This window comes from Sorangium sp. So ce128 (genome assembly GCF_051525245.1).
GTDB lineage: Bacteria > Myxococcota_A > Polyangia > Polyangiales > Polyangiaceae > Sorangium > Sorangium cellulosum_B.
Genome location: NZ_CP150313.1, coordinates 5,634,320 through 5,658,144 on the forward strand (window position 1 = coordinate 5,634,320; position 23,825 = coordinate 5,658,144).

Consider the following 23,825-nt stretch of genomic DNA (forward strand, 5'->3'; position numbering starts at 1 on the left):
CGTGCAGAACGCTCGCTCCGAACGGACCCTCCTGTTCCTCATCGCCGCGGTCCAGTTCGTCAACCTGCTCGACTTCATGGTCGTCATGCCGCTCGGGCCGGACTTCGCGGTCGCGCTCGGCATCCCGATGTCCGACATCGGCCTGATCGGCGGCAGCTACACCGCGGCGGCGGCGGTCTCGGGGGTCGCCGGCGCGTTCTTCCTGGACCGCTTCGACCGGCGCAGCGCGCTCGCCGTCGCGATGCTCGGCCTCGTCCTCGGCACGGCCGCTGGCGGCCTCGCCACCGGCCTGCCGAGCCTCCTCGCGGCGCGCGTGCTCGCCGGGGCCTTCGGGGGGCCCGCGACCTCGATCGCGTTCTCCCTCGTCGCGGACGCGATCCCGCCGGAGCGGCGCGGCAAGGCGATGGGCGTCGTGATGGGCGCCTACTCCCTGGCCGCGGTGCTCGGGGTGCCGGCCGGCCTCGAGCTCGCGCGGCGCGGCGGCTTCCAGGCGCCGTTCTTCGCCGTCGCGGCGCTCGGGCTCACCGTCGCGGCGCTCGCGCTGCTGCTGCTCCCCTCGATGCGCGGCCACCTCGCCGGGGCGCGGGCGCGCGCCGAGGAGGACGCCCTGCGCGAGCTCCGCGCGCTCGTCGGCCGCCCGCTCGTGCTGCTCTCGTACGCGACGACGGCGGCCATGACGATGGCGTCGTTCCTCGTCATCCCGAACATCTCGGCCTACGTGCAGCACAACCTCGGCTATCCGCGCGAGCGGCTCGGCCTGCTCTACCTCGTGGGCGGCGCGCTCACCTTCGTCGTGATGCGCACCGCGGGCGCGCTGATCGATCGCGTCGGCGCGCTCCGCACGAGCCTGGTCGGGGCGGCGATGCTCGTGGCCGTCCTCTATGGCGGGTTCCACTCGTACGTGCCGGGGCTGCCCGTGCTCGTCGTCTTCGTCGCCTTCATGACCGGGACGGCGATCCGCAACATCTCCCACAGCACGCTCGCCTCGAAGGTCCCGCTCCCCTCCGAGCGGGCGCGCTTCGGATCCATCCAGTCGGCCGTGGATCACCTCTCGTCGGCGCTCGCCGCGTTCCTCGCGGCCAGGATGCTGCACGAGCTCCCCGACCAACGCCTCGACGGCATGGGCGCCGTGGCCGCGCTGGCGATCGCCTTCACGCTCGCGTCGTCATGCTTGATCTTCCTGATCGAGCGACACCTCGCCCTCGGCGCGTCGAGCAGCGCCGGCGCCGCGCGCGCTGGAGGGCCGGGGCTAGTCGACGAGCGCGGGCGTCCAGAGAGCGCGCCTCCAGCCGGGCGCCCCTCACCTGGCTGACCTGGTTTCCATCTCCGATTCCCCTCGGTGGGAACAACAACCCATCGGGGGCACCTCCCCTTCTGATGCTGGAGAAAAGCTCCAGGGTCGGCTTGCACGGCCGCTCCTCACATGCTCTTTGTCGGTGACCTCATCAATGGTGTCTCCGTCTCTCGTCCCGCGCCTCGCGGGATGCCTTGGCTGCCTCGTCGCGGCCCTCGTCCCACGCATCGTCGTCGCCGTCATCCCGGCCGAAGCCTCGCCTCCTCCGGTCGCGGCGGTCGCGCCGATCACGGAGGTTCCGCCCCGCGCGAAGGGCGCGCCTGAGCCCCTCATCGACGGCGCCGCGCGCTCCGTCGTCGCCGTGGCCGTCTCGCATCGCGATCCCCGGGGCGGCGAGCGACGCGTGAGCCTGTGCAGCGGCGCGCTCGTCGAGCCGAACCTCGTCTTGACGGCGCGTCACTGCATCTCGCGCAACCTGACCGCGGCCCCTCGCTGCGATCGCTCGGGCAGGTCGCACAACGGCGATCACGTCGGCGGAGACATCGATCCTTCCGAGATCGCCATTTACACCGGGGACCATATCGATGTCTCCCGCGACGCCGCGCGGGCGCGCGCCGTGGCCACGCTGCACGGGAAAGAGCGCGTCCTCTGCGACGCGGACATCGCCTATCTGGTGCTCGATCGGCCCCTCACCGACGTGGCGCCCCTGCGGATGCGCGAGGTCGGGGCGCTCGATCCAGGCGACAGCGTGGTCGCCGTCGGGTACGGCGGCGGAGCGGTAAGCCGGCTCGGCGTCCGCGCCGCGCGTGGTCCGCGCCTCATCGCCGCCGTCGGGCCCCGCGCCGATCCGGCGACCGGCAAGGTCCTCGGTCCGCGCGAGTTCGAGATCGAGGGGGCGACCTGCGCCGGCGACTCGGGAGGTCCGGTGATCGACGCCGACCGCGGCGACGTGGTGGGCATCACGTCGCGCGGCGCGGGGTGCACCGCGGCTGGCAACCACGTTTATACGCGCACGGACGCCTTCGCCGCGCTGACGGCCGAGGCCCGCACGGCCGCGCTCGCACGACGCTGAGCGCCGCGCGCCATCGCGCCGGCTCGCCTCGCCGAGCGCGCGGCGCAGGACGCGGCAGGGGCAGGCCGTGTGCAGCCGCGGCACAGCGCGCGACGCGCGGGCGTGCCGGCACGTCGCTCGCATCGCGCGGAGTCAACGGAAGACAGACACGGGATCGACGCTCATGCGGGCAGGGTCGCGTGCGCGATGACGCTGCTTCGCCCGCGCCGATGACCACTTCCCGGAGGGATCGGAACCATGTCGTTGCTGGACACCACCAGGGGCTTCTTGACGCCCGAGCTCATCTCGGCCGCAACGAAGGGGCTGGGCCTGAGCGATGAATCGCCGACGAACGTGCGCGGCGCCGCGGAGAGCTCGGTGCCGACGCTGCTCGCCGGAATGGCTCAGGTCGCCTCTTCGGAGAGCGGCGCAGCGCAGCTGTTCAGGATGATCACCGAGCGGGACCACGAAGGTCTGCTCGGGAGAGCAGGGCCCCTCCGCGCCGAGCAGACCGAGGAGCTCTCGCACCATGGGCAGTCGATGATCGCCCGCCTGTTCGGCGACCGCGCGAGCGGGATGATCGATCTCGTCTCCCGCTCCTCCGGCGTGGAGCAGCGGTGCTCGAGCGCGATGCTCGGCCTGATCGCTCCGATCGTCGCGTGCGTGCTCGGCCGCGAGGTGAGGTCGAGAGGGCTGACCGCGCGAGGGCTCGCCGACCTGCTCTCTCATCACAAGCAAGCCTTCAAGGACGATCCGCGCGCCCCGGCGGGCCTCGCTGGGTTCCTCGCTCCCTCCATGGCGGCGAGCGCTCCTTTCGTCGCGGCGGCGGCGCGCGAACGGCCGCATGATGCGGTATCACCCGTCCCGTCCCGAACGACGGAGTCGTCAACCCCGCTTCCCTCGCGTGAAGGGCCTGCCCGTCAACGTCAGACGCGAGAATGGCTGCTCCCGACCTTGCTGGCAGCGGCGGTCCTCGGAGGCCTCTGGGCGTTCGTCCGCGAACGCAGGCCGGAGCGCACCGCCGCCGAGCCCACGCACGAGGCCCCGATCGCGGCGGCTCCGAGGGACGATCTCGCTCAGCCCGCCGCGCCGCCGCCGCAGGTCGAGGCGCCGCGCGCCGAGGCGCCCACGGCCGCCGCGCCCGGCGAGGCGCCCCCCAGCGCGCCGGAGATCGTCGAGCAGCTCAGGATCACGGCCGGAGAGATGACGCTCCCGGGCGGCAAGGTCCTCTCCGTCGACGAGCACGGCTCCGAGGCGGAGATCGCGCGGTACCTCGACGCCGGAGCCGCGGATGGCCCCAAGCGCTTCTCGATGGAAGGCGTGAGCTTCCGCTTCGGGACCACGGAGTTGACCGAAGCTTCGCGGCCGAAGCTCGAAGCGCTGGCCGTCATCCTCGACGCCTATCCCTCCGCGCGGGTGCGCATCGAAGGGCACACCGACGCCGTGGGCGGCGCCGAGGGGAACAGATCGCTGTCGCTGGCGCGAGCCCAGGCGGTGCGCAACGAGCTCACCGCGCGACAGATCGCTCCCCATCGCATCGAGGTGGCCGGGATGGGCGCCGAGCAACCGGTGGCGTCGAACGACACCGCCGGCGGACGCGCGCAGAACCGCCGGATCGACGTCATGGTCCTGAGCCTCTGAAGCGGCGACTCACCCTTCTGCGCCAGGAGCAAGGTACCGGCGCCGGCCTGCGGAAGCAGGGTACCGGCGCCGGCGAAAGGCCGGCGCATGGCCGCTTGGCTCTTACGTGTGCACTCTCGGGAGGACTTGCTCGAGGACGCCGACGGCGCCGTTGTCCTTCTCCACGTGGAAGCGGACCACCAGGTTGTTGTTCTTGTCCCAGTCGTCTGCTCCGTCGCTCGGATCGAGGATCGCAAAGTTGCGGTGCGTGACGCAGTACCTGTGTTCGGACCCCGAGATCTCCCGGAGGAACCCCTTGATGTCGCCGTTGAACAGGTTCTGACTGCCGCCGTTCGTCAGCAGCGAGAGGATGATGCGGGACATCCCCTTGGGGGCAGGGCGCGCGATGCCGGACGCGGTCACCTGATAGAGGCGCGGTCGCGAGCGCGGCTGCCCGAATCCGAGGACCGTGTCGATGTGCGCCATCGTGCCCACGTGGATGTCGCCGCCCATGAGCGTCACCTGGGTGCGAGGGCTGAAGCCGGCGAAATTCATGAGAGACATCAGGAAACGCCTGCATTCGTTCTGGTTGTTGGAGGCAGCCCAGCCGTCCCGGATGTCATCGACGGAGGCCATGTTGAACGTGTTCGTGAGCGCCTCGGCGGCTGCGAGCGGCAGGTAGACGACGGGCGTGCCGACCACGACGAAGAGGTGCCTTAGATCGAGCGCCGCGAGCTCGTTGAGCCTGAGCTCGAGGTCGTCGAGCTGTTGCTTGCCGAGTATCGCCCCGTTCTTCCACGAGCGCTGCGACCGCCCATCGACCGCGAGGAGGGCGATGTCGCCGTGCTTCGCGATCCAGCCGAACCCCGAGCTGCTCAAGCGGTCCCTCGGGCTCAGCGCCGCCTGAAACTCCTTGAACGCCTGCTCCGCGGCCCTATAGCGCTCCACGGCCGGCGGGGAGCCGTCGTTGTTGTTCGACCCCCACCCATCATAGATCTCGTGGTCGTCCCACATCATGACGTTCGGACAGCTCCCGAGGACCGCCGCCACGTCAGGGTGCGACCACGTGTGCACGTAGTGCCTGCGGTACGCGGCGGTGCGCCCCTCCGAGGCCGACCAGCCCGTGGGATCACCGTCGCCGTAGATCTGGTCACCGGCGTGAACCAAAAGGTTCACCTTGCCTTCGTCCACGAGGGCCTTGAGCGCCCGCCACATCGCCCCGCGCCTCTCCTTGGGAAACTCGTGGTTATCGATGTCGTTGCAGCTCACGAGGCCGATTCGAATCGGCCCGTTCGTGACGGTGCGGAAGGCGGAGCCGTTGATGCTCAGGTTGTCCGCGGGTGTGGGGAGCGGGTCTCCTGCGTCGTGCTCCACGATGCCATAACGAACCCTCTCGCCGCTCAGCCCGCTCAGCTCGAACGTGGCGAGCCCGAAGGGCGGCGCGCTGCTGATCGGCACGTCGAGCGTGCGAACGCCGTTGTCGTCCGCGAACGCCAGTCTCGCCCTCCCCTTGGGCCTCTCGAAGACGGCCAAGATCCTGCTGGTTGTCTGCGTCGTGTGTCCGATGACTGCGCTTTTGAACGCCATGGTCCGCCTCTCTGGCGAGAGCTCGTCAGGCTGAGGGAAGAGGCGCCGTGGTCCTGGCGGGCACTCTCCCCTATGTTTCGTCGCGGGCGGCCGGACGCAAGTTTTTCGGCTCGCTCGAGGCGCTCGCGAGAGGGGCGAGGCGCCGGGCCAGAGGCGCTCTCCGCTCGTGCTCACGGCGTGGGGGGCGGCAGCGCGGCGTCGGCGGGCGCGACGCCGGCGGCGACCACGGCATCGCATCGCCGCCTCAGAACGCCGCCGTCACCGTCGCTCCCAGGTTCAGCATCGGCCCGGCCTCCGGCGACGCCTGCGCCGCCCTGCTCGAGGGCGAGCCCCGCGGTAAGGGAGCGGCGCGAACCCGCGCCCCCTCCGGCGGATCCCGCGAAACATGCGCGCGCGGCCGTAGACTGGGCCGCCCTGGCGCGCTAGTCGGTATCCGCCGTGGATCCCAGCCCTCGAAGCAGCCCGGACGAACGCCGCCCCCGCCTCGCGCTCCAGGCCGTGCTGCCGGAGGAGCTCGCCGGCGCGTGCGGCATCGACCTCACCGACGCGCGCCGCATCGTCTCCCTGGCGCACCGCCTCGGCGAGCTGCCCGCCCGCGCGCCCGCGACCGTCCGGCGCGCCGCGCTCGACGCGGCGCGCTCGGCGGGCGAGATCAGGACGCTCGCGCTCGTCGAGCGGCGCGCGAGCGCCGAGGATCCGTTCGTGAAGTACGCCTTCCGCCTCGAGGACGGCGCGACGGTCGAGTCGGTGCGCATCCCGCTCGAGCGGCCGGGCCGGTACTCGGCGTGCGTGAGCTCGCAGGTCGGCTGCGCGCTCGCGTGCGCGTTCTGCGCCACCGGACGCATGGGCCTCACGCGCAACCTGGAGGCCTGGGAGATCGTCGAGCAGGTGCGGCTCATCCGCCGCGATCTCGACGCCACCGTAGGCGGCGGCGCGCGCGTCCATGGAGTGCTGTTCCAGGGCATGGGCGAGCCGCTCGCCAACGCCGACCGGGTCATCCAGGCGATCCGGGTGCTCTCCGAGCCGAGCGCGCAGGCCATCGACATGCGCAACATCACCGTCTGTACGGCGGGGCTCCCGTCCGGCATCCGGCGGCTCGCGGCCGAGGTCCCCGCGGTCCGGCTCGGCCTGTCGCTCGGCTCGGTGCGCCCCGGCAAGCGGCGCCTGCTCATGCCGATCGACGGCGCGCACCCGCTCGAGGAGGTCCTCGCGGCCGTGGGCGAGCACGCGCGCGCGAGCGGGCACGCGCCGATGTGGGCGTACACGCTCCTCGCGGACCAGAACGACGCGGACGAGGACGCCGCGTGCCTGGCCGCGCTCGCCCGCGGCTTCGCGGCGCAGCACGGCATTTCTCCCCGGCTCAGCCTCATCCCCTACAACGCGATCGGCGCGCCCGGCGATCCCCTGCCCTCGCCGGACGGCGGCGATGAACGCGGCGCGTCGGCCGATCCGTTCGTGCGCTCGGCGCGGCTCGACGCCTTCCGTGCGGTCCTCTCCGCCGCCGGCGTCGGCTCGATCGTGCGCTACTCGGGTGGGGGCGACGTCGGCGCGGCGTGCGGGCAGCTAGCGCGGCCTTCGGCGGAGGCGCCGCGGCCGGGCGGCCGCCGGGCGCCGCCCCGCGCCGGGGCGACCGCGGGCGCGGCCGACGTCGGGCCGAGCACGCCGCCCAGGCCAGCATGAGCGTCGCTATGGATCCCTGCTCCCACGCGCGCTAGCTTGCGCGCGTGTTCGGCTTCAGCTTCGGCGAAATCATGGTGCTCGCCATCGTGGGCATCATCGTGGTCGGTCCCCGGCGGTTGCCTGCGATGATGCGGTCGGCGGGGAGCTGGATCGCCAAGCTCCGCCGCTTGAGCACGGAGCTCCGGACGCAGAGCGGCATCGACGATCTGATCCGCCAGGAGGGGCTCGAGCGTGAGCTCCGCGAGCTCCGCGCCCTGTCGCGGGTCAACGTGATCGAGACGCTGGTGAACCCCGTCGTCGGCGCCGTGACCGCCGGTGCGATCGCCTCGTCCACGCCGCGCGTGAGGCCGCCGGATCCCGAGCCGCCGCCGCCGCCCGTCGTGCAGCCGCCCCGCGAGCGCGAGTACCCCGTCCTCGGCTGCGACGCCTACGGAGTGGCGCTGGACGCGGCCCCGGACGGCGCCGCCGGCCTGCCGGTCGCACCGGAAAGCGCGGCCCCCACGGAGACCGCGAAGGCGGCGGACGCCACGGCCGGTGTGGCCGGCGCAGATGCCACGGCTGGCGCGGCGGACGCCACGGTCGGCGTCGAGTCCGCCGCGGCGACAGCGACAGCGACCGCAGAGACCGCCGCGGCGACAGCGCCCGTGGCCGCAGAGACCGCCGCGGCGACGCAGGGCGTGGCGACCGGAAACGGAGCGACGTGATGAGCCAGGAGCAGGCGGCGGCGGTGAAGAGCGGCGCCCCGGGGGCGGAGGGCGCGCCGAGCGACGCCGCGGAGGATCCGGGCGAAGACAAGCCGATGTCGTTCTGGGAGCACCTCGACGAGCTGAGAAAGCGGCTCGTCCGGAGCATCCTTGTCTTCTTCGCGGCCTGCGTCGTGGGGTGGGAGGTACGCGAGGAGCTCTTGCACTTCCTGACCGTCCCGTTCGTGCAGGCGTGGCGGGAGCAGAACCTGGCGGGCAACCCCTCGCTCCACTTCGGCGCGCCCGCGGCCGCGTTCGTCGCTTACTTCAAGCTGTCGATGATCGGCGGCGCGGCGATGGCCTCGCCGTTCATCTTCTACCAGCTGTGGGCATTCGTCGCGCCCGGCCTCTACGCCAAAGAGAAGCGCTACGTCATCCCGTTCGTCCTGTTCTCGACGATCCTGTTCGTCGGCGGCGGCTGGTTCGGCTGGCGAGCGGCCTTCCCGATCTCGTTCGGTTACTTCCTCAGCCTGGCCGGCACGGTCGGCGGCGACGGGGTGACGATCACGCCGACCGTGATGATGGGCGACTACCTCGACTTCGTCGCCCAGCTCCTGCTCGGCTTCGGGATCATCTTCGAGATCCCGCTCATCGTGCTCTTCCTCTCCATCGCCGGCGTCATCAACTACATCCAGCTCATCCTGTTCGGCCGCTGGTTCGTGTTCGGCGCCTTCATCCTGGCGGCCGTCCTGACGCCGCCGGACATCACGAGCCAGCTCGTCATGGCCGTACCGATGTGCCTCCTCTACGTGGTCTCGATCGGCCTCGCGTACGTCTTCGGCAAGCCGCCGACCGACGCCCAGCGCGCGGCGTACAAGGCGCGCAAGGAGAAGGAAGTCACCAAGGGCTGACGGGCGGCGCGGCGCCGGCCGGGCCGCCTGCGCTGCGTCGTCCGCGCGCCGTCCTCCGCGGCGGCGCGGCGCATCGCAGACCGCTGCGCTGCTCCTTCCGCGCGCCGTCCTCCGCGCGGCGTGGCGCACGGCAGACCGCTGCGCTGCTCCTTCCGCGCGCCGTCCTCCGCGGCGGCGCAGGTCAGGCGGCGGGCGCGGCCGCCGCGGGCGCTGCCTTCCGGCTCCGCGCCACGTGGATCGCGACCGCGGCGCCGGCCATCGCGAGCCCGATGAGCTGCGACGTGGACAGGCCAACGAAGCCCCCGCGATCGTCGGCGCGCACGAACTCGAGCACGAAGCGCCCGAGCGCGTAGAGGCCGAGGAACGTCGCGAAGACCTGCCCGTCGTACCGCTTCCGCCCGTGCACGTAGAGCAGGCAGATCGCCGCGATGGCGAACGACATCGCCGACTCGTAGATCTGCGTCGGGTGCACCGGGTGCGACGGCAGGCGCGGGCTCGTGAGCTCGAGCAGCTTGAACTGCGCGTCGCTCGCGGGGCTGTTCGGCGGGAACGAGAGCCCGAACGCCCCGTCGGTGCGCAGGCCGAAGCAGCAGCCGGCGAGCAGGCAGCCCATCCGGCCGAACCCGAGGCCCAGCGGGACGGCGAAGCCCGCCATGTCCGCCGCCTTCCAGAACGGGAACCGATCGCGCTTGAGCAGCCAGTACGCCATCGCCGACGCGCCCACGAAGCCGCCGTAGTACGTCAGGCCGCCCGCCCAGAACTTCGCCCACGCCAGGCAATCGCGCTCGACCGGGTGGCAGACCCCCTTCGCCGCGTCCCACACGCCGTGGTACCGCGACGCGCAGAGCGCCTGCTCGACCTTCCAGTCGACAAGCGAGGGGTCGGTGCACAGGTGCACGTAATCCCAGAAGTATCCGTCGGCGACGACGTGGAGGAGCCTGCCGCCGACGACGCCCGCGAGCAGGCAGGCGAGCCCCAGGTCGACGATCACGTCCGGGTCCTCGCCGATCCGCCGCGCCCACAGCGCGCCGATGGCCGTCGCGAAGAGGAAGCCGGTCAGCAGCAGCAGGAAGTAGGCAGGGAACGCGACGTCGAGCAGGCGGAACAGCTCGGGCCGCATGATCAGCCCCCGGACGCCTTCGCGCCGGACGCCTTCCCTGCGAGCTCGGGGCGGTGGGGGGAGAACATGTCGATCGCCATCAGCCCGACGCCCGCGACGATCGCGATGTCGGCCACGTTGAACGTCGGCCACACGAACGTCGAGGTGAGCCGGACCTGGATGAAGTCGATGACGTACCCGTAACGGATGCGGTCGACCAGGTTCCCGAGCGCACCGCCGAGCACGAGCGGCAGCCCCCACCTGAGCGCGATCTGGGACGGGTGGAGCTTGCGGTACAGCGTGACGATGAAGACGATCGCCCCGAACGAGACCAGGAGGAAGAACGGGCGGCGGATCGCCTCGCTCTCGTCGCCCAGGATGCCCCACGCCCCGCCGTGGTTCTTCGCGAAGATCATGTTCAGGTGATCCTTGATCACCTCGATCTTCCGGAACGAGAGCGGCCGCGGCGCGGCGGTGAGGTCCGTGAGCGCCTGCGGCTCCAGCCGGTCCTTGGCCCACCACTTCGTGCCGAGATCGGCGGCCAGGGTGATGGCCGAGACGACGATCAGGAACACGTACGACGGCCGGTAGGCGGGCTTCGTCGGCGCGACCACGTCGTCGGCGTCCCCCTCCTGCGAGGAGCCGCGCCCCTCATGGTCGCGTTCGCCGGCAGAGGCCGGCGGCTCGCCGGCCGGCGCGTTCAGGGGCGCGGAGCGATGCGACTCCGCATGGGCACCTTCGGTCTCAACGGGAGCGTCTCGCGGCGTCGCGTCTTCAGTCATGCGGAGCGCGTTCCTCTACGACAAACCGAGCGCTCCGGCAAAGGCTTCCCTCCGCAGGCGCCGCCGCACGCGTCTTTCACGCCTTGCGCGCGTCACGTGACGTGCGTGACTTGCGCGCGCCGCGCCGCGCCGCGCGCCGTCTGCTCCGGTCGAGCCGCCCGCTCGCATCCTTCAGCTGGCCGGCGGCACAGGCGGAGGCGCTTCCGTCGATAGCGGAGGGGTGGGGTCGCCGCCCGCCGGGCCCTCCGAGGCGCCGCGCGCGTCTGGAGACGGCGCGCTCGCGCTGCGGGTCGCGACGATCATGTCCTTGGACATCAGGATGACCCCCGCGACGATCGCGATGTCCGCCACGTTGAACGTCGGCCAGTGATACTCCCGACCGCCGCGGATCACGTACATGTCGATGAAGTCGATGACCCAGCCGTAGCGGATCCGGTCGACCAGGTTGCCCATCGCGCCGCCGAGCGCCAGCGCGAGCCCCCACTTCATCCCCGTCTGGTCCCTGTGGACGCGCCGGTAGATCGAGAAGATGAAGACCATCGCCGCGGCGGAGACGAACAGGAAGAACGGCCGCCGCAGGCCGTCCGGGAGGCCGCGCAGGAAGCTCCAGGCGCCGCCGGGGTTCTGCGCGAAGATGAAATCGAGGTGGTCCGGGATGATCGTGAGGACCTTCGCGCCCGACCGCTTCGGGTCGAACCCGGTGAGGCGCGCGTGCGCCCACCCCTTCGTCACCAGGTCGGCGGCGCACGAGACGAGCGCCACGACGGCCAAGAAGCGGAGCGAGGCGCGCTCCTCGCTGGGGAGGTCGTCGGGAAGGTGCGCGACGGGCGACGCTTGCGGTGCGTCCGAGGACATCGTCCTCGCTTCTACGCGATGGCGTGGCACGGAGCAAACAGCCTCGAGCAGAGCGATGCCCGGCGGCGGTCGTCTTCTGCTCTTCCGTTCGTCCGTTCGTCCGCTCGTCTGTTCGTCCGTTTGCCCCCTCGCGCCTTCCGGTTCCGTCTTCCGCTCTCGCCCGCGCCTCCTCCGCCGATCGCCGCGCCGGTTCACCGCTGGTTCAGGATCACCACCGGACGCTCCGGGGCGCGCGATCGCACCGGCGCCTTTTCCCGTCCGGGAGGATCGGTCGGACCGGCCGGGTCGACCGCCGGCGCCCCCCTCCTTCGCAGCGCGAGGTGCACCTCGCCGTACGCCTGGAGGGCAGCGCCGCGCTGCCGCTCCGTGGCCGCCGCGCGCCCCAGCGACTCGGCCAGCTGCGCCCGGCGCCCCGCGAGGTACGCGAGATCCCTCGCCTCGGCGAGCTCGCTCCCCCCGGCGAACGCCTGCTCCGCGCGCTCCATCGCCTCGGTGGCGCCGCGCAGGTCCGCGGGCGCGAGCTCTGCCGCCGCGCCCGCCCGGGCGCGCTCGTAGCTCTTCCTCGCCTCGATGAGCTCCTTCGGCGGGAGCGGGGCGCTCGCGCACCCCAGGAGACCGCCGACGAGCAGAATGGCCACTGTCCCGTGATTGGTTCGCATGATTCCGCGCCTCCTGTCCGCGAGCCCTAGCGGAGCTGCCGCTGGATGGATCCGACCTCCTCGAGCGCCTCGTGCGTGCGGGCCTGGGCCTGCGCCTCGCGCGTGAGGGCGAGCGCGAGCTCCGCGTCCGCCTGCGCGCGCAGGAGCATGCGCTGCGCCCGATCGGGCACGCCGTCGGCCGACAGCCTCGTCGCCCGCTGCACCTGCTCCCGGGCGAGGCGGAGGTGGGCTTCCGCCCGCGGGTCCTCGTCGGCTCCGACCTCCTCGGCGGCTCGAATCATCGCCTCCGACGCGCCGAGCCGCTCGCCGAAGCTTGGAGCGTACGCGGCGCACCCCGCCATCGACGCGCCGAAGAGCGTCAAGAACACTGCGTTTTTCATGTGCGACACCTCGTTGCCAGCCCCGGACGAGAGGTCGCCCGGAGAAGGCGGGTGAGAGAGCGGATGGGATCATCGACTCCGGATCTCCGACGTCGATCGGCTCGTCCTCAGGCAACCAGCACACCAGGGCCGACGACCTCGGGGCGGCGCCTGAGCGCGCACACGAGAAGCGCCTCCCTGCGTCCGTCGGTGCAGAAGGAATCACGACGACGCTGAGACATCGCCTCACGCGCCGTATCCGCGCTTCCCATCGGTTGCGCGCAAACGAGCCATTCGCCGGAGCCCCCGTGTGCGTCGCTTGCGGCGACTGGACCACAGGAGAGCCGCAGACACCGGATCTCGTTCGAGGACGGGAGAGGCCCCCTCTCCGCTGTACGCCCGCCTGCCGCGGCAGCCCGCCGCGACCGCGTTCCGCGCCGGCCCGCCGCGCCCGCCTGCCGCGCCGATCCGCCGCGCCTGCCGCGCCGGCCCTTCACCCGCGCGCCGTCCTACCCTCACCCGCGCGGCGCCCTCCGAGATCCCGGCCGCGCAGGCCAGCGCAGCGTCACGGCGGCCGACATGTGCGTCGCGCCCGATCCGGTTGAGTGACACGGCGCATCTGTTTAGTATACCTGCGTCATGCCGTCGCCCCCCTGGAAGATCGAGACCGGCGTCGAGACCGTCATCTCGTCGTGGCTTGCCTCCGGCTACGTCCGCCCTTGTTTCACCGCGGATCGCGAGCTTCCGCCGGCCGACGCGCGCACCGCACCGATGCCCGACGCGCTCTCGCCGGCGCTCCGCGGCGCCCTGGAGCGGCGCGGCATCGATCGGCTCTACGACCACCAGGCGCGGGCCTTCGCGGCGGCCCGCGCGACGCCGGCGGGCCCGAGCGCCGCGGCGGAGCCCGCGCGGGCGGGGCGGCACGTGGTCGTCGCGACGCCCACCGCCAGCGGCAAGAGCCTCTGCTTCCATCTCCCGGTGCTCGACGCGCTCGCCGAGGGCGCCGCTTCGGGCCAGGGCGGCAGCGCGATCTACCTGTACCCCACCAAGGCGCTCGCCCGGGATCAGGAGGCCGGCCTGCACGCGCTCATCCGCGAGGCGGGGCTCACGATCCCGGCGATCGTGTACGACGGGGACACGCCGGGCGACGCCCGGCGGGCGGCGCGCGAGCGCAGCCCCATCGTGATGACGAACCCCGACATGCTCCACGCGGGGATCCTGCCGCACCACGCGCACTGGGCGCGGACGTTCCAGCGCCTGCGCTACGTCGTGCTGGACGAGCTCCACACGTACCGCGGCGTGTTCGGGTCGCACGTCGCCCACGTCCTCGCCCGGCTGCGCCGGGTCGCCGCGTTCCACGGATCGAGCCCGACCTTCCTCTGCGCGACGGCGACGATCGGCAACCCGCGGGCGCACGCCGCGCGCCTGCTGGGCGTCGCCGAGGACGAGCTCGAGCTCATCGACGAGTCAGGCGCCCCGCGGGGGCCGCGGCGCTTCTTCCTGTACAACCCGCCGGTGGTGAACGCGGAGCTCGGGGTGCGCGCCAGCACCCTGAAGAGCGCGGTGCGCCTCGCCGGGGATCTCGCGCGCGCCCGCGTGCCGACGCTGGTGTTCGGCCAGTCGCGCAACTCGGTCGAGATCATGCTGAAGTATCTGCGCGAGGGCGTCGGCAAGGAGATCGGGGCGGAGGACGCGATCATGGCGTACCGCGGCGGCTACCTCCCGGAGACGCGCCGGCGGGTCGAGCGGGGGCTGCGCGAGGGCGAGATCCTGTGCGTCGTGGCCACGAACGCCCTCGAGCTCGGCATCGACATCGGCGAGCTCGACGCGGTGATCTGCGCCGGCTACCCCGGGTCGGTCGCCGAGACGTGGCAGCGCTTCGGCCGGGCGGGCCGGCGCGGCAAGACGAGCATCGCGGTCCTGTGCGCCACCAGCGCGGCGCTCGACCAGTACCTCGCGAGGAACCCGGGTTACCTGCTGGAGCGCGGGGCCGAGTCGGCCCGGATCGATCCCCAGAACACCGAGATCCTCGTGCAGCACCTCAAGTGCGCGGCGTTCGAGCTGCCGTTCCTCAAGGGGGAGCCCTACGCGGCGATGCCGCCGGACGACACCGTGGCGGCGCTGCGCTTCCTGCAGGACAACGGGGTCGTGCACGAGTCGAACGATCGCTTCCACTGGGCGTCCGACGCGTATCCGGCGAACCACGTGAGCCTGCGCTCGGTGGGCTGGGACAACTTCGTCATCATCGACAAGGCCCATGGCAAGACGCTCGCGGAGCTCGACTGGCGCGCGGCGCCGACGATGCTCCACGAACAGGCCATCTACCAGCACGACGGCGAGCAGTACCAGGTCGAGCGGCTCGATTACGAGAACCACAAAGCCTTCGTGACGAAGGTCGTCCCCGACTATTTCACGACCGCGCTCACCCACCGGAAGGTGAGCATCCTCGACGAGAGCGCGGCCGCCCCGCTCGGCCGGGCGACCGCCGCCTTCGGCGAGGTGAGCATCGTGGAGAAGGTGGTCGGGTACAAGAAGATCAAGTTCTACACGCACGAGAACACGGGATACGGCGACGTGCGCTTGCCCGACATCCAGATGCACACGACCTCGTTCTGGCTCACCGTGCCCGAGCCGCTCTGCGAGGAGCTCGGCCTCGGCCGCGCGACCGCCATCGACGGCCTGCGCGGGATCGCGCGGGCGCTGGAGACGGTCGCGACGCTCTCGCTCATGTGCGATCCGCGCGACATCGGCCAGACGCTCGAGGACGGGAGCGAGGCGCGGGAGGTCCCGGCCGGCGGAGAGGCGGGCGGGGTCTTCGATCCGACGCTGTTCCTGTTCGACAACGTGCCAGGCGGCGTCGGGCTCTCCGAGCGCATCTACGAGCAGCGCGACGAGCTCCTCGCGCGCACGCGGCAGCTCATCGCCGGCTGCCGCTGCGACGAGGCCGGCTGTCCGCTCTGCGTCGGCGCCACGGAGACCATCGACGCGAAGCGCAAGCGCGCGTCGCTCGGGCTCCTCGCGATCTTGCTCCACCAGGCATGAGCCCGGCGGCGAGCGCCTCCGGGCGCTCGCCGCGGCGCGCCGCGCATCATGTCCCGAGCGGACGGGGACCAGACCCACGCAGATCCAGCGACATCCACCTCGCTCTGCGCCCCTGAGCCCCTACCACGCTCGCGACGGGCGCTCGTCGTGGACGTGTCGCCGCCGCCCGCGCTGGCGATCGTGACAACCATGTTTCGGCGCGGAGGGGAACACCACGAGTCGATTTGTGCAATCGACCGCAGCGTCTCTGGAGATCGAGCGCTGTCGCCCCTTTACCCCGCCCCTCGGTGCAATCTAGAGTCGGGGCACCGTGGAGAGCGCGCCATCGAGGGGGGTTGTTCTGGGGCGTTACGCCATTGGACCGCGGATGGCGCGCGGCGGGATGGGCGAGGTGTTTCGCGCGGTCGCGCTCGGGCCGGACGGCGAGGAGGTCCCGGTCGCCATCAAGCGAATCGTCCCGATGCACGCCGGCAGCGACGATCTCCGGCAGCTCTTCATCGCCGAGGCGAGCATGATGACCCGCCTCAAGCACCCCAACATCGATGAGGTGCTCGACTTCGGCGTCGACGAAGCGGGCGACTTCTACCTCGTGCTCGAGCTCGTGTCCGGGACGGATCTCGGGCGACTCTGCAAGGGGCTCTGGGCGCGCGGGGAGTCCGTCCCGGTGCCGATCGCGCTCTTCGTCGCCGCCCAGGTGCTCGAGGGGCTGGGCTACGCGCACGAGCGCTCGGCCGCCGAGGGGCGGCTGATGGTGCACCGCGACGTGAGCCCTGGAAACGTGCTCATCTCGCTGAGCGGCGCCGTGAAGATCGCGGACTTCGGTGTGGCGATCGCCACGCGGGGCGACGTGGGGGACGCCGCCAGGCGCGACCTGGTCGGGAAGCCGAGCTACATGCCGCCCGAGCAGTTCGACGGCGAGCGCGTCGACGCGCGCGCCGACGTGTTTGCCCTCGGGGTGGTCCTGTTCCAGATGCTCACCGGGACGCGGCCCTTCCCCGGGAGCAGCGCCGCCTCGCGGATGGCGGCGGCGCGCGAGGGGCAGATGTTGCGGGCGAGCGAGCTGCGCCCCGAGGTGAGCCCCGCGCTGGAGGCGATCCTCGCGCGCGCGCTCGCGCCGCGCCGGGACGACCGCTTCCCCGACGCGCGCGCGATGCTGGAGGCGATCGAGGCGCTGCGCGAGGCAGGCCACGAGATCGGCGCGCCGGAGGACCTCGGGGCGCTCGTGAGCGCGGCGCTGAAGGAGTCGCCGGAGTCGCGTCCGCCGGGCCCTCACACGCCCGAGCTCCCCGAGGACGAAGACGACCTGGAGGGGGGCGAGCTGACGCGCGCCGACGCGGACAGCCCCTTCACCCTGCGCGCGACGCGGCGCCCCGGCCCATCGTCGCAGGTGCTCGGCGGCGAGGCCGAGGCGCTCGATGCGCTCGATGGCATCGACGCGGCGCTCCCGGCGCCGTCGAGCGCCCCGGTGAGCGGCGGGTTCCACGTCGTGGCGCCGGCGTCCGGCGAGGAGAGCTCGATCGATCCGCTCCAGGCGTCGAGCCTGAGGGGGGCGGTCTCCTTGACGCCGAGGCCGCGCGACGAGGCGCGGCCGCCGTCCTCGGCGCCGGGCGCGGTCCTTCCGCCGGCCGGGGCGACGCGGCAGCGCCTGCTCGCGGGGGCGATCGCCTGCGCCGCGCTGGCGGGGATCGCGGTCGCCAGCGTGCGCGTCGGCCGCGGCGGACCGAGCGCAGCCTCCCCCGCGGCCGTGCAGCGCGCCGTTCGGGCAGTGCAGCCGCAGATCACCGCCGCCGTGCAGGCCGCGCTGTTGCCCCTGCGAAGAGCTCCTTCCCCTGCGAGCCCCGCCGAGGGCGCTGCGCCGGCCGCGGGCTCTACCGCAGGTGCCGCGCCGGCCGCGGGCACCACGGCGGGCGCTGCGCCGGCCGCGGTCACCGCCCCCGCCGCGGACACCCCATGAGTCGCATCGCTTGCGGCGCTCGGTCCGCTCGGTTAGCAGCGCGGCATGCGACGCCCTCACGTCCTCCTCGCCCTCGCCCTGACCGCGCTCGCCGGCTGTAGCGCCTCGCCGCCCGCAGCTCCGCCGCCTCCGACGGCTGCGCCCCCGGCTCAGCCCGACGCGCCGCCCGCTGCGGCGGCCCCCGCCCCGGGCGACGTGGTCGCCCCGGCGCCGTTATCGGTCGCCTCGGTCGAGGTGCCTGCTGCCCTGCGCGCCGTCGTCGACGCCGCCGATCGCGCGGACGCCGACCGGGCGCTCGACGCCGGCCGCAAGCCTGCGGAGACGCTCGCATTCTTCGGCATTCAGCCGGGGATGAAGGTCGCGGAGCTCGCGGCGGGGGGCGGCTACTCGGCCGAGCTCCTGGCGCGGGCGGTCGGGCCGGGAGGGGTCGTCTATGCGCAGAACAACCGCTTCGTCCTCGAGCGCTTCGCCGAGAAGCCGTGGAGCGAGCGGCTCAAGAAGCCCGTGATGAAGCCGGTGGTCCGGGTCGATCGCGAGCTCGACGACCCGTTGCCGCCCGAGGCGCGGGATCTCGACGCCGTGTTCCTCGTGCTCTTCTACCACGACACGGTGTGGATGGAGGCGGACCGGGCCGCGATGAACCGCGCGGTCTTCCGCGCGCTCAAGCCCGGCGGCGTGTTCGCGATCGTCGATCATGCCGGGCGCGCCGGGACGGGCGTCACCGAGGTGAAGACGCTCCACCGCATCGAGGAGAAGATCGTGCGCGAGGAGATCGAGCGGGCCGGCTTCCGGCTCGCGGCCGAGGCGACCTTCCTCCGGAGCCCCGCGGACACGCGCGACTGGAACGCCTCGCCGATGGTGGCGGGCGACAAGCGGGGCACGAGCGACCGCTTCGTCCTGAAGTTCGTCAAGCCAGGGGGCTGAGCCGCCGCGGCGGCCCGGGCTCATCGCTGGCAGCGGGTGAGCGGCGGCGGCGCATGCCATCCGCCATCGGAGCCGCCCCTCGGCGCATGGGCGGCGCTCACCCGTCGGAGCGAACGCAGCGCACGAGCCGCCGATCGCGGACCGTGTGGTCCTGCGATGCGCCGTTCGTGAAGTTGACGAGGACGGCCTTCTCCGCGCTGCCGATGGCGGGCGTCGACGACCAGAAGACGTCGGACGGCGTCCCCGGGAAGGCCTCCAGGTCGATCGCCGGCCCGGACCGCCGATCATCGACGATCGAGAGCAGCTCCTTCGCGCTCGGCAGCCGCCAGTCGCCCTTCGCGGCGAGGTCGATGTCTTCGCAGTGCGCGAGCGCGTCGCTCCAGATGAACCGGGTCTGGGAGGCGTGGCGCTGCCAGACGAGCCCCGTCGAGCGATCGAGCACCCAGTCCTCGCCGGGCGAGAGATCGGCCGGCGCGATCCCCTTCACACCTCCGACGCACAGCGCCCGCGCGCCGGCCGTGTCGTCCTTCGGGAAGAAGCCGAGGGACGCATCGCTGGCCAGCACCCCCCAGGCGAACGAGCTGTCTGCGGCGACGTCGGTCGCGGACCAGTAGAAGCTGTCCTGGGTGGACGTGAAGAAGATATCGGGAAACGCCGTGGGATGGCCGAAATCCAGGATGGAGACGAGCTCGATCCGCGTCGGCAGGCGCCAGTTTGAGAGGCCGCCGATCCCCTGGGCGCTGAGCGCCGCGCAGTGCTCCTGCGCGCCGACCAGCGTGAACATCCCGTTCTCCGCCACCTTTTCCCAGGTGAGCCCGGTCACCGAGTCTTCTACCGCGCCGTCGGTTTCTGTGTAGGAGGGGACGGCGATCTCGTAGTTCCCGTCCTGTCCGAAGAAGGGCGCCGAGGGCCCTGGGCACGCCTCCAGCACGGTGGTCCCGTTCGAGCAGCGCGTGGTCGGCGAGTCCGGCCATGTCACCGGCACGGGCGGCGGCCCTCCGCCGCCGGTCCCTCCCCCGCCACCACCGCCGCCGATCGGCTCGCTGCCGCCGCCGCCGATCGGCTCGCTGCCGCCACCGCCGATCGGTTCGCCGCCGCCGCTGCTGCCGAGCTGAAAGGGCTCTCCGATGCATCCGGCGAGCGTGACGGACTCCACGAGCAGCGCGGCCAACAGCCAGGTGAAGCGAAGGGCGTGAGGGGTCTCGTTCGGCATGGGCAAGCGGCGGCGCCAGGAGAGGATCCGGGCCAGCAGCCTATCATTCACCGGGGCGCGGGGGTCGACTTCCTCGCAGCGCCTGGCGCCGCAGGCTCGCATCGCTGCCGCCCGCCGCCCGCCGCCCGCTTCAGTTCCCCCCGCGGGCGCGGTTGCCCGCGCGTGCGGGCAACCGCGCCCGCGCCCGCGTCGGCGGCGTTCGCGCCGCCCGCGCGGGCGGGTCGGCCCCTGAGAGGCGAAGCGAGCATGATGGAAGAACGACGCGCGGCGGAGAGTGGGGTTGAGCCCGTGCACCTCGGTGCCTCTCCGCCGCGTCGACTTCTTCTACGCAGGTTGCGTCTGGTGCCCTCTCCGCCTTTGCGGGCCGAGGGTCCGCCGCGTCACGGCGTCGTGTAGTCGACCTTTACCGTGTACGTGCTCTCCGCGTACCCCTGCACGAGGAGGAAGGCCTCCGACTGCCCTTCCGGGACCGTCAGCTCGCACGTCTCGTCCGCGCCGTCGAGGTAAGGTCGGCAGTCGAAGGCGCTCAGGGTGGGCTGCTCGCCGAACCGCACGTAGAGATCGGGATCCCCGGTGCCGCTCATCACGGCCCGGAAGGTCGTGCCCGGGACCACCGAGATCGGCCCGTGGGACGCCGTCTCGCGCCGCGAGACGCTGCCGTCGAAGCTCGTCGACGTCTCGGTGCCGCCGCCTCCGGGCTCACCTCCGGGCTCGCCTCCGGGCGCCTTCGGCGCGGAGTAGCGCACCTCGATGTCGTAGGTCGAGGCCGTGAAGCCGTGCACCTTGACGAAGGCCCTCGTCTGGCCCTCGGGCACATCGAGCGTGCAGGTCTCGTTGGCGTCGCTGAGGTAGGGCCGGCAATCGAACGATCTCGCCGTCGGCGCATCACCGAACTTCACGAAGAGATCGGGGTCTCCGGTCCCGGTCATGACGACGGTGAGGGTCGTCCCGGCCACGACCTCGAACCCCTCGGCGGGCCCGACCGCATCGAAGGCTCCCCGGGCGAGGCGGCCGCTGAAGTTCTCGGTGGTCGGCTCCCCGGCCGGCGGCTCCCCGGTCGGCGGCTCCCCGCCGCCTCCGCCGCCTCCACCGCCTCCGCCATCTCCGCTCGGCGTGCCATAGAGCGACTGGACGCCCGCGATGTCCTTCTCCGTGAGGACGAGCGTGCTGTCGCCTGTGCCGTTGCACTGGGGATAGTGCATGACGGACGCGCCGTCGTACTCGGTGAGGGCACGCCAGTTGTCGTCCTCGAAGCAGGTGCCCGACTCAGGACGGGTGTGCTCGTGACGGAAGCCAAGGGTGTGGCCTAGCTCGTGGCGGAGAATGCCCGTGATCGTGGGCCGCGTGCTGTCGAAAGCGGTCCTGTCGATCAGCACGTTCCGCGAGTACCTCGACTGGCCGGGGAAGAAGGCGCGCGCCAGGTACTGGCCGCCGGCGCTGACGGGGTTCACGTCGAACAGGACCTCGCTGGTGCTCGAGGTGCAGCGCGAGTCGGAAGACTCGACATGGATGAAGTCGACGTCCGCGACGTCCTCCCATGCCTTGACGGCATCCGCCATCGCCGTCACGACCTCCTCGTACTTGTCCCCGAATCTCGTGCTCACGCAGTACGAGAGGTTGTGCCGCTGCTCCGCCGTCCAGATGACGTCTTCCCCGCCTTCCTGGTTGACGATCAGCGCACCATCGCGCACATGCGCCTCCCAGAACTCGCGCAGATGCTTGATATCCACGACCGGCGTGTCCCCGTTAACAATGTAGATGCCGGTGTCAGGCTCCCGGAACACCGTCCGCTCGAATCGCTCAAATCCCAGCTGATTCGTGCCGACTTCCTCGATGTCGGCGCCGCCGACGTCTGACGAACAACCGGCCGCGGCAGCGGTCAAACCAGCGATCACCAGAACGAGCTTACGGGCGATCACATTGCTCTCGTGCGGCTTTGCAGGATGCATTTGGAGCTCCTTTCGGGGGAGGCGAATCACGCTGTCCACGCGAACTCGATGAGACCCAAATGCCTTAACCCGATTTGACCCTCAGTCGGATAGCCAAATCTGACCGCCGTTCATAAAAAGGGTTCAGGATTGTAAAAAATTTCGAAGAGAGCGGACATTGTTCCCCTGTCACGGGAAAATTCTTGTAACACGCGAAGCGAACAGATCGTGTCGGACAGACACACTGGAAAACAACACATCTTGAGATCGAGCGACGCGTACTTGCACCAGGACAGGCATCGGGATCCTCCTGCCTCCGTTGCGCCGATGAAAGGCGCGGAACGCACGCATGCAACGCGACGGCTGCAACGCGGCGCGTGCGGGCGCAGCTGCGAGCGCCGCGGCAGCCGCCAGCGCGCGGGCATCTCCGCGGGCGCCGAGCGCGACGCGATGCTTCAGGGCAGCGTCGGGACGGCGCGCAGCGCCCGTCGCGCGGGACGACGGAGGGCGCTCACCCGCGCGCCGACAGGATCCGGCTGAAGGCCTCGCCGACGGCGCGCGCGAGCTCGACCATCCGGCGCGAGCCGCTCGAGGTGTCGAGGATCCGATCGGCGACCAGGATCATCGCGGGCCGGCCGACGACCTGCACGGCGACGGCGGCGACGTCGAGGCTCGGGTTGACCATGACGTCGAGCAGCGGCGCATGGGTGGGAGTGCCGGGGATCGGGCCGACGTAGAGGTGGGTCGCCACGGCCGTGGCGAGCACGCTCGGCTGATCCATCGGGAGGGAGAGCTTGCGCAGCGCCTCCTGGTCGCCGAACTCCGCGTTGCACGCGAACCCACGAAAGACCCCGCGGTGCGCGGCGAAGATGGCGACACGCCCGGCGAACAGCCGCAGCCCCCGGAGCGCGAGCCGGATGACGTCGTCGCGCGTGCGCGCGAGGTAAAGCGCGTCGATGACGTCGCTCAGATCGACGAAGGGCTGCGGCGGCGGATCGTCGTCGAGGGGATCGCCGAGCTCCGGCTCGGGCGCGGGGGGCAGCGCCGGGAGCCGCCCGGAGCGCCTGCTCGACGGCGGCGCGGCGCTCTCCGGGCGAGCCCTGCCGCTTCCAGGCGGCGGGGCCTCCGCATCGACGGAGCGGCGGCGCGAGCGCGGCGCGAGGCCGGAGGGCGCGTCGAGCGGCAGCCGGCCGAGGCGCCGCGTCGAGGGGGCCGGCTCCCGCCCGGCGCTGTCCGGCGCGCGGTCGGGGCCAGGCAAGGCCTGGGGCAGGATCGAGGCGAGCAGCTTGAAGGGCGGCGAGATCTCCACGGGCGGAGGCGGCGGAAAGGAGACGGCCGGCGGCTCGACCGCCGACGCGCGCAGGGCCGCCTGACGCCCGGTCGCCCTCCCGCCGGCGCCGCGTTCGGCGTCGGCTGAGCGGCGAGCGCTCGAGGGAGAGCCGCGCGCGCCGGGGGCCGCCTTGGCGTGGCGGAGCGGCAGGATCGCGTCCTCGTGCCCCGCCGGCGTGTCCGCGCGCTGAGCGTGACCGTTGTGCGCCGCTCCGCGGTGGCCGTGCTTGCCGCTCGGCGCCTCGACCAGGCTCACCTCGTCGAACGAGGGTACCGAGGCGCGACGGATCAGCGGGATGGGCACCTCGGACGACGGCGGCGGCGGGATGGTCGACTGGGGCGCGCCGTGCGGAAACGCCGGGGTCGCGCGCCGCGCGCGGGAGGGGACCTGCTCCCGCTCGTCGAGATCGAGGGCGCGGATGGCCTCCTCGATCGCCGTGATCGGCGCGCGGAAGATGCGCACCGGCGCGCCGAGGTGGAAGCTGAACTCGTCGGCGATGTGGCGATCGAGCGGATCGGCCGCCGCGACGTCGATGGTGCCGACGCCGGGATCGATGCGGATCGGGACGGCGCCGAGGCGGCGGCACATGGCGCGCGGCAAGCGCGCGACGAGATCGCGGGCGCCGACGACCTGCCGGAGCGCGAGGCCGCCGTGGCGATCGAGCTCCTCCTCCAGGGCGCGCTCGCTGAGGGCGGCGCGGTCGATGAGGGCGCGAGGGAACGGGATGCCCCGCAGGACCGCCACGAAGAGGGCGGCTTCGACCTCAGCCTTGGAGACGGCGCCGGCGGCGATGAGGAGGCGGCCCAGGTCTAGCGACACTGGCTGCACAATACCAGAAAGGACGCTGCCAGCGT

18 protein-coding genes are annotated in these 23,825 nt (G+C 72.2%); 9 read left to right on the top strand and 9 right to left on the bottom strand.

What is annotated here, in order from left to right:
- Nucleotide 1: 1 nt before the first annotated feature.
- The 3 genes from WME82_RS21490 to WME82_RS21500 all read left to right on the top strand — a co-directional run bounded on the left by WME82_RS21490 (nucleotide 2) and on the right by WME82_RS21500 (nucleotide 3,986).
- Nucleotides 2-1,312 carry an MFS transporter gene (locus WME82_RS21490; RefSeq protein WP_438044314.1) on the top strand — a complete coding sequence of 437 codons (1,311 nt, stop codon included), beginning with the start codon at nucleotides 2-4 and terminating at the stop codon, nucleotides 1,310-1,312.
- Nucleotides 1,313-1,448: 136 nt separating this feature from the next.
- Nucleotides 1,449-2,366 carry a trypsin-like serine protease gene (locus WME82_RS21495; protein ID WP_438044315.1) on the top strand — a complete coding sequence of 306 codons (918 nt, stop codon included), beginning with the start codon at nucleotides 1,449-1,451 and terminating at the stop codon, nucleotides 2,364-2,366.
- Between the two features lie 237 nt (nucleotides 2,367-2,603).
- A complete protein-coding gene (locus WME82_RS21500; protein ID WP_438044316.1) occupies nucleotides 2,604-3,986 on the top strand; it encodes an OmpA family protein in 1,383 nt (460 codons plus the stop codon).
- Between the two features lie 102 nt (nucleotides 3,987-4,088).
- Here the strand turns inward: WME82_RS21500 and WME82_RS21505 are convergent, their stop codons facing one another.
- The gene (locus WME82_RS21505; RefSeq protein ID WP_438044317.1) at nucleotides 4,089-5,552 is read right to left on the bottom strand and encodes an alkaline phosphatase D family protein; all 1,464 of its coding nucleotides are present in this window, start codon (nucleotides 5,550-5,552) and stop codon (nucleotides 4,089-4,091) included.
- 438 nt (nucleotides 5,553-5,990) lie between these two features.
- Between WME82_RS21505 and rlmN the strand changes: the two genes are divergently transcribed.
- The 3 genes from rlmN to tatC are packed head-to-tail and all read left to right on the top strand — an operon-like array spanning nucleotide 5,991 to nucleotide 8,826.
- On the top strand, nucleotides 5,991-7,232 hold the full coding sequence (gene rlmN, locus WME82_RS21510; protein ID WP_438044318.1) for a 23S rRNA (adenine(2503)-C(2))-methyltransferase RlmN: 1,242 nt from the start codon (nucleotides 5,991-5,993) through the stop codon (nucleotides 7,230-7,232).
- A 44-nt stretch (nucleotides 7,233-7,276) separates the two neighbouring features.
- Nucleotides 7,277-7,936: a Sec-independent protein translocase protein TatB gene (gene tatB, locus WME82_RS21515; protein WP_438044319.1), complete on the top strand. Its 660-nt coding sequence runs from the start codon at nucleotides 7,277-7,279 to the stop codon at nucleotides 7,934-7,936.
- Nucleotides 7,936-8,826 (top strand): twin-arginine translocase subunit TatC, encoded by an 891-nt coding sequence (tatC, locus tag WME82_RS21520; protein ID WP_438044320.1) that lies wholly within the window; start codon nucleotides 7,936-7,938, stop codon nucleotides 8,824-8,826. The genes tatB and tatC overlap by 1 nt, the downstream gene beginning before the upstream one ends.
- 181 nt (nucleotides 8,827-9,007) lie before the next feature.
- Here the strand turns inward: tatC and WME82_RS21525 are convergent, their stop codons facing one another.
- From WME82_RS21525 to WME82_RS21545, 5 genes are all read right to left on the bottom strand, one after another.
- Entirely contained in the window at nucleotides 9,008-9,946 is a 939-nt protein-coding gene (locus WME82_RS21525; RefSeq protein ID WP_438044321.1) for a prolipoprotein diacylglyceryl transferase, read from the bottom strand.
- Nucleotides 9,947-9,948: 2 nt separating this feature from the next.
- On the bottom strand, nucleotides 9,949-10,707 hold the full coding sequence (lspA, locus tag WME82_RS21530) for a signal peptidase II (protein ID WP_438044322.1): 759 nt from the start codon (nucleotides 10,705-10,707) through the stop codon (nucleotides 9,949-9,951).
- Nucleotides 10,708-10,878: 171 nt separating this feature from the next.
- Nucleotides 10,879-11,562 carry a signal peptidase II gene (gene lspA, locus WME82_RS21535; protein ID WP_437747354.1) on the bottom strand — a complete coding sequence of 228 codons (684 nt, stop codon included), beginning with the start codon at nucleotides 11,560-11,562 and terminating at the stop codon, nucleotides 10,879-10,881.
- A 191-nt stretch (nucleotides 11,563-11,753) separates the two neighbouring features.
- A complete protein-coding gene (locus tag WME82_RS21540; protein WP_438044323.1) occupies nucleotides 11,754-12,221 on the bottom strand; it encodes a DUF4398 domain-containing protein in 468 nt (155 codons plus the stop codon).
- A 26-nt stretch (nucleotides 12,222-12,247) separates the two neighbouring features.
- A complete protein-coding gene (locus WME82_RS21545; RefSeq protein ID WP_438044324.1) occupies nucleotides 12,248-12,601 on the bottom strand; it encodes a DUF4398 domain-containing protein in 354 nt (117 codons plus the stop codon).
- A gap of 618 nt (nucleotides 12,602-13,219) precedes the next feature.
- On the opposite strand from WME82_RS21545, the gene WME82_RS21550 reads away from it, so the two are divergent.
- The 3 genes from WME82_RS21550 (at nucleotide 13,220) to WME82_RS21560 (ending at nucleotide 18,500) form a co-directional block, all read left to right on the top strand.
- On the top strand, nucleotides 13,220-15,622 hold the full coding sequence (locus WME82_RS21550; RefSeq protein WP_438044325.1) for a DEAD/DEAH box helicase: 2,403 nt from the start codon (nucleotides 13,220-13,222) through the stop codon (nucleotides 15,620-15,622).
- Between the two features lie 367 nt (nucleotides 15,623-15,989).
- On the top strand, nucleotides 15,990-17,576 hold the full coding sequence (locus WME82_RS21555) for a serine/threonine-protein kinase (RefSeq protein ID WP_438044326.1): 1,587 nt from the start codon (nucleotides 15,990-15,992) through the stop codon (nucleotides 17,574-17,576).
- Between the two features lie 45 nt (nucleotides 17,577-17,621).
- Entirely contained in the window at nucleotides 17,622-18,500 is an 879-nt protein-coding gene (locus tag WME82_RS21560) for a class I SAM-dependent methyltransferase (protein WP_437873255.1), read from the top strand.
- Nucleotides 18,501-18,597: 97 nt separating this feature from the next.
- Here the strand turns inward: WME82_RS21560 and WME82_RS21565 are convergent, their stop codons facing one another.
- The 3 genes from WME82_RS21565 to WME82_RS21575 all read right to left on the bottom strand — a co-directional run bounded on the left by WME82_RS21565 (nucleotide 18,598) and on the right by WME82_RS21575 (nucleotide 23,790).
- Entirely contained in the window at nucleotides 18,598-19,713 is a 1,116-nt protein-coding gene (locus WME82_RS21565; RefSeq protein WP_438044327.1) for a DUF1566 domain-containing protein, read from the bottom strand.
- A 380-nt stretch (nucleotides 19,714-20,093) separates the two neighbouring features.
- On the bottom strand, nucleotides 20,094-21,662 hold the full coding sequence (locus WME82_RS21570; RefSeq protein ID WP_438044328.1) for a pre-peptidase C-terminal domain-containing protein: 1,569 nt from the start codon (nucleotides 21,660-21,662) through the stop codon (nucleotides 20,094-20,096).
- Between the two features lie 490 nt (nucleotides 21,663-22,152).
- A complete protein-coding gene (locus WME82_RS21575; RefSeq protein ID WP_438044329.1) occupies nucleotides 22,153-23,790 on the bottom strand; it encodes a hypothetical protein in 1,638 nt (545 codons plus the stop codon).
- Nucleotides 23,791-23,825: the final 35 nt, after the last annotated feature.